Genomic DNA, 11,664 nt, shown 5'->3' on the forward strand with positions numbered 1-11,664 from the left:
CGCGCTGCTGCTCGGCCGGGCCGAGACGGTCGCCGCGGCCGACGCGGCCGGCCTCTTTCTCTGGGGCCGCGAGGCGGACGCGTGAGCGGCGGTCCGCGGCTCTTCCTGATCGCCGGCGAGCCCTCGGGCGACCTGCTCGGCGCCGCGCTCATCGCCGGCCTGCGCGAACTCGTCGGCCCCGGACTTCGCCTCGAAGGCGTCGGTGGTCCGGCGATGGCCGCCGAGGGGCTGGAGAGCCGCTTCCCGATGGAGGAACTGTCGGTCATGGGCCTGACCGAGATCCTGCCGCGGCTGCCGAACCTGCTCCGCCGGATCCGCGAGACGGCGGCGGCGGTCGTCGCCGCGCGGCCCGACGCGCTCGTCACCATCGACAGCCCGGATTTCTGCCTTCGCGTCGCCCGCGCGGCCCGCGCCGCGCTGCCCGATCTGAGGATCATCCACTATGTCGCGCCCTCGGTCTGGGCATGGCGCCCGGGCCGCGCCAGGCGGATGGCCCGCGCCGTCGACCATGTGCTCGCCCTCCTGCCGTTCGAGCCGCCCTACATGCGCGAGGCCGGCATGACCTGCGATTTCGTCGGCCATCCGGTGGTGACCGCGCCGGTCGCCACCCCGGCCGAAGCCGCCGCCTTCCGCGCCGGCCTCGGCATCGCCGAGCGCCAACCGCTGCTCCTCTTGCTTCCCGGCTCGCGCCGGGGCGAGGTCCGGGGCCTCGCCCCGATCTTCGCCGAGGTCACCCGCCGGCTGCGCGCCGCCCGCGGCGATCTCGCCGTCGTCGTGCCCGCCGCCGCGCCGGTCGCGGATCTGGTCGCCGCCGGCCTGCCCCCGGACCAAGGCGGCTGGCCGCGCCTTCTCGATCCGCGCGGCCTCGCGCCCACCGAGGCGGCGGCGCGAAAGCGCGCGGCCTTCGCCGCCGCCGACCTCGCACTCGCCGCCTCCGGCACCGTCAGCCTCGAACTCGCCGCCGCCGGCACGCCGATGGTGATCGCCTATCCGGTCAATCCGCTGACCGCCTTCATCATCCGCCGCATGGCGCGGACCGACACCGTGACGCTGGTCAATATCGTGACCGACAGCTGCGTCGTCCCCGAGTTCCTGGCCGGAAACTGCCGGGCCGAACTCATCGCGCCGGCGGTCGAGCGCCTGCTGTCGGACCCCGGCGCGGCGGCCGCCCAGCGCGCGGCCGAGGCCCGCGCCATGGATCTGCTCGGCCGCGGCGGCCCGGCGCCGGGCTTGCGGGCCGCGCGCTCCGTCCTCGCCGCCCTCGGTCGGGCGGAGCTTGCTTGACGACGGGCCCACCGCGCCCCATCTAGTCGCGCGCGCGGGTCGGGAAGCAACACCATGCCCTTTTCATTCCTGTCCGGCGGCGGCGAACTCGGTCGGCTGATCGCCGCCTTCGACTGGAGCGGGACGCCGCTCGGCCCGATCCCGCAATGGGCGCCGAGCCGCAAGGCCATCGTCTCGCTGGTGCTCCATTCCCAGGTGCCGATGGTGACGCTCTGGGGGACCTCCGGCGTCATGATCTACAATGACGCCTATTCGGTCGTCTGCGGCGCGCGCCACCCCGAAACGCTCGGCTCCAACGTGCGCGACGGCTGGCCCGAGGCGGCGGAATTCAACGAGAACGTCCTGAACGTCTGCCTCGCCGGCGGCAGGCTCTCCTACCGCGACCAGTTCTTCACGCTCTACCGCAACGGCGTGGCGGAGCCGGTGTGGCTGAATCTCGACTATTCGCCGATCGTCGACGAGACCGGAACGCCGGCCGGCGTCGTCGCCGTCGTGGTCGAGACCACGGCCAAGGTCGCGGCCGAACGCTGGCAGAAAAGCGAGCGCGACCGCCAGCGCCAGATGTTCGAGCAGGCGCCGGGCTTCATGGCGGTCCTGCACGGGCCCGCCCACGTGTTCGAACTGACCAACGCCGCCTACCGGCAGCTGGTGGGGCATCGCGACGTGCTCGGCCTGCCGGCGCGCGACGCCTTGCCCGACATCGCGGGCCAGGGCTATTTCGAGCTCCTCGATCAGGTGTTCGAGACCGGCGAGGCCTTTGTCGGCACCGCGCTCCGGGCCGAGCTGCGGCGCACGCCGGGCGGGCCACCGGAGGAACGGTTCGTCGATCTCGTCTATCAGCCGATCCGCGATCCCGATGGAAAGGTCATCGGCATCTTCGCCCAGGGCGCCGATGTCACCGATCGGCTCGTCGCCGAGCAGGCCGTGCGCCAGAGCGAGGCCCAGTTCCGGGCCTTCGCCGAATCGATGCCGAACCATGTCTGGACGGCGGCGCCGGATGGTAGCCGCGACTGGTTCAATCCGCGGGTCTACAACTATTCCGGCGCCTGTTTCGAAGATCTCGCCGGCACCGGCTGGGCCGGGATCGTCCATCCCGACGATCGCGCCGGCGCCGCCCGGGACTGGGCGCGCGCCGTCGAGAGCGGGGGCCCCTACGAGGCCGAGCTCCGGCTCCGCCGCCGCGACGGCGCCTATCGCTGGCACATCGCGCGCGCCGTGCCGATCCGCGGCGCCACCGGCGCGATCCGGCGCTGGATCGGCAGCGATACCGACATCGACGACCTCAAGACCGCCACCGACGCGCTGCGCGTCAGCGAGGCGCGGCTGCGGCTGTCGCAGGTCGCCGCCGGCATTTCCTCGCTCGAGGTCGACATCGCCGCCGGCACCGTCCGCGGTTCGGAGGGGCTGTGGGAGCTCTGGGGCCTCGCCCCGCGCGAGAGCGCGCCGATGGCGCTGCTCGAAAGCCTGGTGCTGCCCGAAGACTGGAACATCCGCTCGAACGCCGCGACCCGCGCGGACGGCAGCGCCGCGCCGCATGTCGAATACCGGGTGCGCCGACCGGACACCGGCGAGGTGCGCTGGCTGTCGCGCACGATCGATTTCCTGTGCGACGCGTCCGGCCGGCCAGTGAAGATGTTCGGCGTCATGCAGGACGTGACCGACCGCAAGGAGGCGCAGGCCCGCCAGCGCATGCTGGCGCACGAGCTCGAACACCGTACCAAGAACATCCTCGCCATGGTCGCCGCGATCGCCTCGCAGACGCTGCGCGACACCGATATCGACGCGGCGCGCGCGACCTTCAACGAACGCCTGCGCGCGCTCGCCAAGGCGCACGACCTCCTGAGCGCGGCGCGCTGGACCAGCGCCTCGCTCCGGCAGGTGATCGACGACACGATCGCCGCCTTTCCCGCCGGCCGGATCACGGTCGAGGGATCACCGGTCGAGCTCAATCCCAAGATGGCGCTGTCGATGGCGCTCGCGGTCAACGAACTCGGCACCAACGCGGCGAAATACGGCGCCCTGTCGACGCGCGGCGGCACCGTGCGAATCACATGGGCGGAGCGGCCGCGGGAAAAGGATGGCGCGGCCGGGGACGGCGCGCCGCTGATGGAATGGTCCTGGACCGAGCGGGGCGGCCCGCCGGTGCGCCCGCCGTCCCGCACCGGCTTCGGCAGCTTCCTCGTCGGCCGGGTCCTCGGCGCCGACTTCAACGGCGAGGTCACCATCGACCATGCCCCCCACGGCCTGCGCTGCGTCCTGACCTTCCCCTTGCCCGACCCCGACCCGCCGCCCGAGGAATCGGAGGAAGACGACCTCCGAACCCTCCTCTGACGCCACCGCCGCGCCCGCCTTCACCGCCCGCGCCGCCGCCATCTGCGACGCATTCCCCGCGGCGGGACACGACCTTGGGCTTTCGAGGTGCGCCGGCATTCATGTTTCGGGCGGACTGTCGGGATAGCCACTTTTTCGTCGGCATCTCCGGCCAATCTCGGGGAGGCACGAAATCGCGGCCGGATCATTCATTGAATCGGAACCCGGCCGGGTCTATACCAAAGAGGCAAAACGGGAGCGTGATCATGTCCGTCCAAGCCGTAGGCTTCGCGGAGCATCAGGAGGCCAAGCGCCAGTCGCGCAAGCGCGACGCGGACGATATTGCCTCTGGCCATAGGTCACTGCGAGAGGTCGCCCAGGCCAACGGCGGCATCGGGGCCTTCGTCCGGCCCAAATCAATGAAGCTTGTACGACGGCCGCTCATCTCGGCCGAGGCGCCCTGATCCCCACCGCATCGCCGCCCGGCATACGGATGGCATGAGTCATAGGCTGGAAAACCGCCCCCTCGACAACGAGGAAATCGACGAGATCCTTCGCAATATCGAGGGCGAAGACGTCGTTCTGGTGGGCGGACAGGCCCTCATCACCTGGTCGGCGTATTTTCACGACATCGCAAGCGAAGACCTCCGGCCTTTCGGCCCGTATGTGTCAATGGATCTCGATCTGCTCGGTCTCCAGGCCGTTGCCGAACGGTTCGCCGCGAGGATCGGTGGAAGGGTCAACCCCGCGACCCTGGATGATCCCGGGGCCGTCAATGCCGCGACCGTCACCTACGAGCGGGGCGGTCGTCCGATCGTCATCGATTTTCTCGTCGGTCTGAACGGCATCGCGCCACGTCTTCTCAAGAAAGACGCCGCGCTCGAGATCGATGCCGCCAAGCCCGGCGCTGGCGCATCGCGCCCGCTCATGGTCCTTCATCCGCTGCTGCTCCTTTACAGCAAACTCGCCAATGTCGTTGGCGATCAGCTCCATCGCACTGATCCCGGGTCGCTGAACCAAATGCGGGCAGCCCCCGTCATCCTGCGCGCCTACCTCCAGGAATGTCTCGATACCCATCTGGCCGAAACCACCCCCGGCCCGCCCAGGGAGGCACAGCGGACCGCTCGCCAGCTCAGCGCATTCATCGGAACCCAGGTCGCCGATCGCGCCTTCGAGAACCATGGCATCGACCTCGTTTCGATTCTGGAGGCGATCGCCGACCATCCGGCATGGGACGAGCGGTTCCGCGCATTCCAGATTGAGCGACAGATCCCGATCCTGCGCGCGAAGCGCGCGCATCGGATCGCCGAACGGGCGCGCAAGAGGGGTGCGCAGCCCACTGATCCGGTCTCTTCCTGAAGAGCGATCCGGACTTCCACCAATACCAGCATTCGCAAAGCGAAGTCGCGGGAAGCGAACCCTGCGATCGGCCTTGTCCAGAGCTTTCAGGCTCTTGCGACCGCTCCGCCCACGAGGACTCGCGTCCGACAAGCCGCTCCGGCAGCGGCCGCCGGACCCAGGGGCCACGTCCGCGGGAGCCGGCCGCCCGCGCGGGGCGCGATCCTCGTCCGCTTGACAGGGCCGAAGCGTCCCGCCAACCCTGCGGCATGATCGACATCCGGCCCGTGGGATATGTCGTCGGCTGGCTGATCGGCCTTCTCGGCGTAATGATGGTCTGCCCGATCGTGGTGGATTTCCAGGACGGCGACGCCAACTACCGCGCCTTCGCCGTCTCGCTGGTGCTGACCGTGACCACCGGGGCCGCGCTCACCATGGCCTGCGCCGAGGGCTGGCGCACCGATCTCAGCCTGCGCCAGGGCTTCCTGCTCACCACCGGCGCCTGGGTCGCCTTCATCATGGCCAGCACGCTGCCCCTGATGCTCGGCGCGCCGGGACTCGATCTCGGCCGCGCGCTTTTCGAGACCACCTCGGCGCTCACCACCACCGGCGGCACGGTCATGCCCGGGCTCGAGCATCTGCCCCGCGGCGTGCTCGTCTGGCGGATGCTGCTCACCTGGGTCGGCGGCGTCGGCATCGTGCTGATGGCGCTGATCCTCTTGCCGGTGCTCAATATCGGCGGCATGCAGATGCTGCGCAACAGCGACTTCAACACGCTCGGCAAAGTGCTCCCCCGCGCCAGGGAGATCGTCGTCTCCTGCGGCCTCGTCTATGTCGTTCTCACCCTCGTCTGCGCGCTCGGCTATGTCTGGAGCGGCATGTCGGGCTTCGACGGGGTGATGCATGCCATGGGTACCGTGGCGACCGGCGGCATGGGCAATTACGACAGCTCCTTCGCCGCCTTCAGTCCGGCCGCGCAATATGTCTGCACGGTCTTCATGCTGCTCGGCGCCATGTCCTTCGTGCGCTTCGTGCAATTCGCCCGCGGCGACCGGCGCGCGCTCTGGGGCGATTCCCAGATCCGGGCGTTCCTCGCGATCTACGCCGCCTTCTGCCTCGCCCTGGTCCTCGCCCGCGTGCTCCGGGCCGAGCCGGTCTCCGAGCGGATGTTGCGCGAGGTCCTGTTCAACATGGCCTCGGTCATCACCACCACCGGCTATGCCAGTACCGACTATACCCTCTGGGGCAGCATGGCCGAGACGCTGTTCTTCTGCGCCATGATGATCTGCGGCTGCTCGGGTTCGACCTCGGGGGGGCCCAAGGTCTTCCGCTACCAGCTCCTCCTCGCCAACGTCGCCGTCGAGTTGAAGCGGCTGCACCGGCCGAACATCATCGCGACGCCGCGGTTCCAGGGCCAGGTGATCACCGAGGATGTCACGCGCTCGGTGATGGCCTATTTCATGGCCTTCTTTCTCACCCTCGGTCTCGGCGCCGTGGCCCTCGTGCTGCTCGGGCTCGACCCGGTGACCGCGATCTCGGGCGCGGCGACCAGCCTCTCCAACGTCGGTCCCGGCCTCGGACCGGTGATCGGCCCGACCGGCAATTTCAGCAGCCTGCCCGACCCGGCGATCTGGGTGCTGACCCTGCTGATGCTGGTCGGCCGGCTGGAGCTTCTGGCCGTCTATGTCCTGTTCAGCACCGCCTTCTGGCGCGCCTGAGCGGTCCGATTGACCGGGGCGGGGCCGGCAAGTAAAGACCGGCGCGCGACCAGAAGGATGATGCCCCATGACCAGCGCGGCCCCGCGAAGCTTCCAGGAGATCATCCTGCGCCTGCAGGCCTATTGGGCGGGCAAGGGCTGCGCCATCCTGCAGCCCTACGACATGGAGGTCGGCGCCGGCACCTTCCACCCCGCGACCACGCTGCGCGCCCTCGGCGCCCGGCCCTGGGCGGCGGCCTATGTCCAGCCGTCGCGCCGGCCGACCGACGGCCGCTATGGCGAGAACCCGAACCGGCTGCAGCATTACTACCAGTATCAGGTGCTGATCAAACCCTCGCCCCCCGACCTGCAGGAGCTCTATCTCGGCAGCCTCGCCGCGATCGGCATCGATTCCGCCCTGCACGACATCCGCTTCGTCGAGGACGACTGGGAGAGCCCGACCCTCGGCGCCTGGGGCCTCGGCTGGGAGGTCTGGTGCGACGGCATGGAAGTCTCGCAATTCACCTATTTCCAGCAGGTCGGCGGCCATGACTGCCACCCGGTCTCGGGCGAACTCACCTACGGGCTCGAACGGCTCGCCATGTACGTGCTCGGCGTGGATCACGTGATGGACATGCCGTTCAACGATCCGTCCGCGCCGATCCCGCTCAGCTATGGCGACGTGTTCCGCCAGACCGAGCAGGAATATTCCCGCTGGAACTTCGACATCGCCGACACCGCGACCCTGCTCCGGCATTTCGAGGACGCCGAGGCGGAATGCCGCCGCGTCCTCGCCGCTTCGGGCGAGCCGGACGGGGCCGGGCGGACCATCGTCATGGCGCATCCCGCCTATGACCAATGCATCAAGGCGAGCCATTTCTTCAACCTGCTCGACGCGCGCGGCGTGATCTCGGTCACCGAGCGCCAGGCCTATATCGGCCGGGTCCGCGCGCTCGCCAGGGCCTGCGCCGACGCCTTCGTCACCACCGAGGCGGCGCGCGAAAGCGGGGCGGCATGAATGGCCGGCGGCTGGTCGTCGGTTTCCTGATCTTCCTCGGACTCTTCGCCGCCGCGCTGATCTATACCCAGTTCTTCGCCTTCTACGAGCGTCAGCACGGCGTCGGGGCGTTGCGGATCAACGGCGAGGTGGTGCCGATCGCCGATTTCGACGGGATCGACGCCACCTCCTCGCCGCTGAAGCTGCGCGGCTGCTTCCGCGTCGATCCCGCCGCCGTCGCCGGCCTCACGCCGGCGGCGAAACCGACGCCGCTCAACCCGCCCTTCTGGTTCCGCTGTTTCGACGCCGGCGCGATCGAGGCGGATCTGGCGTCCGGCGCCGCGCGGGCCTATGCCATCGGCCAGGACCAGCCGGAGGGCTTTGACATCATGATCGCCGTCTACCCCGACGGGCGCGGCTATCTCTGGCGCCAGCTCGGCCCGAAATTCGTGGACTGACCCATGCCCCAGCTTCTGCTCCCGGATTTCATGTCCATCACCTTCGGCCTCGTCACCTATCTGGTGGGCGAGGCGATCAACAACCGCGTCGGCCTGCTGCGCCGCTTCAACATCCCCGATCCGGTGACCGGCGGCCTCTTGTTCGCGCTCGGCTTCTGGGCGCTCCACGAACTGGGCGTGGTCGAGGTCAGTTTCGACACCCATACCCGCGACCTGCTGCTCCTCATCTTCTTCACCGGCATCGGCCTCAATGCCCGGATCGCCGACCTGATGCGCGGCGGCAAGCCGCTCGGCATCCTCATCGTCATCACCAGCGGGCTCCTGCTCCTGCAGAACGTGATCGGCGGCCTCGGCGCCTGGATCGCCGGCCTGCCGATGGGCATGGGCGTGGTGCTCGGCTCGACCTCGCTGCTCGGCGGGCACGGCACGATCATCGCCTGGTCGCCGGAACTGACCGAGCGCGGCCTCACCATCGCGCCCGAGATCGGCATCGCCATGGCGACCCTCGGCCTCGTGGTGGCGAGCGTCATCGGCGGCCCGCTGGGGCGCATGCTGATCGAAAGCCGCGGCCTCACCTCCTCCGAACCGGCCGAGGTGAACAGCGTCGGCCTCAGCGACACCGCCCCCGCGCCGGAGCCGATCACCCGCAACGGACTGATGCGGACGCTGCTCGTCATCTTCATCTGCGTGATCCTCGGCTACGCGGTACAGCGCGCCGTGCTGTCGGTCGGCCTGACGCTGCCGCTCTTCGTGCCATGTCTGCTGGTCGGCATGGTGGTCGGCAATGTGATGCCCTTCATCCCCTTCGTGAAGCCGGTCAGCCACACCGCCGCGCTGTCGCTGGTCTCGGAATTCGCGCTCGGCGTGTTCCTCGCCGTCTCGCTGATGGCGCTGCAACTCTGGGCGCTGGCCGGCATGGCCGGAACGCTCGTCGCGGTGCTCGCGGTCCAGACCGTGCTGGCGCTCGCCGTCGCCTATTTCGTCGCCTTCCGCTTCCTCGGCCGCGATTATCAGGCCGCGGTGATGACGGCGGGCTATGCCAGCTTCGTGCTCGGCGCCACGCCGACCGCCATTGCCACCATGACCGCCGTCACCAAGCGCTATGGCCCCTGCCAGACCGCCTTCATCGTGCTGCCGCTGGTCTCGGCCCTGTTCGTCGATATCGCCAACGCCCTGGTGACACAGGGCTTCCTCAATCTCTGGACGCCGTGATGCCCGACCTGCTGCTCGAACTCTTCTCCGAGGAAATCCCGGCGCGGATGCAGGCGAGGGCCGCCGACGACCTGCGCCGCCTGATCACCGACGGCCTTGTCGAGCGCGGCCTCACCTACGCCCACGCCGCCGCCTTTGCGACGCCGCGCCGCCTGACGCTGGCCATCGAAGACCTGTCCGACCATTCCCCGGCGCGGCGCGAGGAACGAAAAGGTCCGCGCGTCGATGCGCCGCCGAAGGCGGTCGAGGGCTTCCTGCGCGGGATCGGCGCCACGCCGGAGCAGGCCGCGCATTTCCTCGCGGCCGGCCATGCCCATATCCCCGGCGTCGAGATCGAGATCCGCCCTGACAAGAAGGCCAGCGCCCTCTTCGCCCTCGTCTCGCGCCCCGGCCGCCCCGCCGCCGAGATCGTCGCCGAGACGGTCGAGACGGTGGTCCGCGGCTTTCCCTGGCCGAAAAGCATGCGCTGGGGCTCGGGAACCTTGCGCTGGGTGCGGCCGCTGCAGTCCATCCTCTGCCTGCTGACCACCGAGGCCGGGGCCGAGGTCGTGCCCTTCGCCATCGACGGCATCGCCGCCGGCGCCACCACCCGCGGCCATCGCTTCATGGCGCCGGACAGCTTCGCCGTGACCGGCTTCGAGGATTACGAGGCGAAACTCCGCCGCGCCTTCGTCCTGCTCGATCCCGCCGAGCGCGCCGAGAAGGTCTGGCACGACGCGGGCCAGCTCGCCTTCGCCCGCGGCCTCGAACTGGTCGAGGACAACGGCCTGCTCGCCGAGATCGCCGGGCTCGTCGAATGGCCTGTGGTGCTGATGGGCGCCATCGAGGACCGCTTCCTCGACCTGCCGCCCGAAGTGCTGCGCACCTCGATGCGCGAACATCAGAAATTCCTCTCGGTCCGCGACCCCGCGACCGGCCGCATCGAGGGCTTCGTCACCGTCGCCAACCGCGAAACCGCCGATGACGGCGCGACGATCCTCAAGGGCAACGCCAAGGTGCTCGCCGCCCGCCTGTCGGACGCGAAATTCTTCTGGGATAACGACCTGCGCACCTCCCTGGGCCTGCTAGGCGGCAAACTGGATGCTGTGACCTTTCACAACCGGCTCGGATCAGTGGGCCAACGGACTCACCGCATGTCCGAGCTGGCCTTCAAGATCGCCAGCGACATCGGCGCGGACGCGCGCAAGGCCGAGCAGGCGGCGCGGCTCTCCAAGGCCGACCTTGTTTCCGCCATGGTGGTCGAGTTTCCGGAGCTTCAGGGCATCATGGGCGCCTATTATGCCAGGATCTGCGGCGAGGATCCGGAAGTCGCCACCGCCATTGGCGATCAATATTCGCCGCAAGGGCCGTCCGACGCCGTGCCGACGGCGCCGGTCTCGGTCGCCCTCGCCCTCGCCGACAAGATCGACCTCCTGACATGTTTCTGGGGCATAGACGAGAAGCCGACCGGCTCGAAGGATCCCTTCGCCCTGCGCCGCGCCGCGCTCGGGGTCATTCGCATCCTTCTGGAGAACGGCGTCCGGCTTGGCCTGTTGGACCATGTTCACAGATGTATCTGGGCCGTGCATATGACGGTTCCCGCCTGGAAGAGCGTCAACGCGCGGCGCGAAGCGCAGCGTCCCGATCTCGACCCGTCGGGCCGCGAGGAAGCCGAAGAGCGCCAACGCGCCGCCGAGGCGGAGATGGCCGCCCTGATCAAGGCCGGGACCAGCCCGGAAATCGAAGCGGCGACGCAGGATCTGATCGGTTTCTTCCACGACCGCCTCAAGGTCTATCTCCGCGATCAGGGCATCCGCCACGACGTCATCGACGCCTGCCTTCCCATGCCCGACAATGACGACCTGCTGCTCGTCGTCTCCCGTGTCCGCGCCCTCCACGACTTCCTCGCTACCCGCGACGGCGCCAACCTGCTCGCCGGCTACAAGCGCGCGGTGAATATCCTGAGTGCCGAGGAAAAGAAGGACGGCATCGAATATTCCCTCCCCCCCGAACCGCGCCTCGCCGAGACGCCGGAGGAGGGGGCGCTGTTCGACGCGCTGGACGCGGCGGAGGCGACCCTCGCCCCCGCGCTCGAGGCCGAGGATTTCGCCGCCGCCATGACGGCGCTCGCGCAACTCCGCGCGCCGATCGACGCGTTCTTTGAAACAACGATCGTCAATGCGCCGAACACCATGGTGCGACGGAACCGGCTCTGCCTGCTCCACCGCGTCCGATCGGTGATGAATCGCGTCGCGATGTTCTCGGCGATCGAAGGCTGAGGCCAAATCCGTTGATCGCTTCGCCCGTGCCTGTCTCTCCACGATCTCGACCGTTGGCGAGATCGTGACGGTCATGCCCTGCCGGGGGCATGACCGTTTTCAACGGTCAA

8 protein-coding genes are annotated in these 11,664 nt (G+C 69.2%); all 8 read left to right on the forward strand.

What is annotated here, in order from left to right:
* Window positions 1-81: 81 nt before the first annotated feature.
* The 8 genes from lpxB to glyS all read left to right on the forward strand — a co-directional run bounded on the left by lpxB (window position 82) and on the right by glyS (window position 11,554).
* Window positions 82-1,284 carry a lipid-A-disaccharide synthase gene (lpxB, locus tag Q0480_RS04030; RefSeq protein WP_299131002.1) on the forward strand — a complete coding sequence of 401 codons (1,203 nt, stop codon included), beginning with the start codon at window positions 82-84 and terminating at the stop codon, window positions 1,282-1,284.
* A 54-nt stretch (window positions 1,285-1,338) separates the two neighbouring features.
* Window positions 1,339-3,615 (forward strand): PAS domain S-box protein, encoded by a 2,277-nt coding sequence (locus Q0480_RS04035; protein WP_299131005.1) that lies wholly within the window; start codon window positions 1,339-1,341, stop codon window positions 3,613-3,615.
* Between the two features lie 477 nt (window positions 3,616-4,092).
* A complete protein-coding gene (locus tag Q0480_RS04040; RefSeq protein ID WP_299131007.1) occupies window positions 4,093-4,953 on the forward strand; it encodes a hypothetical protein in 861 nt (286 codons plus the stop codon).
* 248 nt (window positions 4,954-5,201) lie between these two features.
* On the forward strand, window positions 5,202-6,650 hold the full coding sequence (locus Q0480_RS04045) for a TrkH family potassium uptake protein (RefSeq protein ID WP_299131010.1): 1,449 nt from the start codon (window positions 5,202-5,204) through the stop codon (window positions 6,648-6,650).
* A 67-nt stretch (window positions 6,651-6,717) separates the two neighbouring features.
* The gene (locus tag Q0480_RS04050; RefSeq protein ID WP_299131013.1) at window positions 6,718-7,647 is read left to right on the forward strand and encodes a glycine--tRNA ligase subunit alpha; all 930 of its coding nucleotides are present in this window, start codon (window positions 6,718-6,720) and stop codon (window positions 7,645-7,647) included.
* The gene (locus Q0480_RS04055; protein WP_299131016.1) at window positions 7,644-8,084 is read left to right on the forward strand and encodes a DUF6446 family protein; all 441 of its coding nucleotides are present in this window, start codon (window positions 7,644-7,646) and stop codon (window positions 8,082-8,084) included. Before Q0480_RS04050 ends, Q0480_RS04055 begins: the two co-directional genes overlap by 4 nt.
* A gap of 3 nt (window positions 8,085-8,087) precedes the next feature.
* Window positions 8,088-9,296: a sodium/glutamate symporter gene (gltS, locus tag Q0480_RS04060; protein WP_299131018.1), complete on the forward strand. Its 1,209-nt coding sequence runs from the start codon at window positions 8,088-8,090 to the stop codon at window positions 9,294-9,296.
* Window positions 9,296-11,554 (forward strand): glycine--tRNA ligase subunit beta, encoded by a 2,259-nt coding sequence (gene glyS / locus Q0480_RS04065; RefSeq protein WP_299131020.1) that lies wholly within the window; start codon window positions 9,296-9,298, stop codon window positions 11,552-11,554. Before gltS ends, glyS begins: the two co-directional genes overlap by 1 nt.
* The last annotated feature ends 110 nt before the right edge of the window (window positions 11,555-11,664 follow it).

Source organism: uncultured Amaricoccus sp. (assembly GCF_937891315.1).
GTDB lineage: Bacteria > Pseudomonadota > Alphaproteobacteria > Rhodobacterales > Rhodobacteraceae > Amaricoccus.

Bases quoted from the DNA above. Each gene is read 5' to 3' on its own strand.
- Q0480_RS04035 (WP_299131005.1), top strand. From the start codon at position 1,339: ATGCCCTTTTCATTCCTGTCCGGCGGCGGCGAACTCGGTCGGCTGATC.
- Q0480_RS04040 (WP_299131007.1), top strand. From the start codon at position 4,093: ATGAGTCATAGGCTGGAAAACCGCCCCCTCGACAACGAGGAAATCGAC.
- Q0480_RS04045 (WP_299131010.1), top strand. From the start codon at position 5,202: ATGATCGACATCCGGCCCGTGGGATATGTCGTCGGCTGGCTGATCGGC.
- Q0480_RS04050 (WP_299131013.1), top strand. From the start codon at position 6,718: ATGACCAGCGCGGCCCCGCGAAGCTTCCAGGAGATCATCCTGCGCCTG.
- Q0480_RS04055 (WP_299131016.1), top strand. From the start codon at position 7,644: ATGAATGGCCGGCGGCTGGTCGTCGGTTTCCTGATCTTCCTCGGACTC.
- gltS (WP_299131018.1), top strand. From the start codon at position 8,088: ATGCCCCAGCTTCTGCTCCCGGATTTCATGTCCATCACCTTCGGCCTC.
- glyS (WP_299131020.1), top strand. From the start codon at position 9,296: ATGCCCGACCTGCTGCTCGAACTCTTCTCCGAGGAAATCCCGGCGCGG.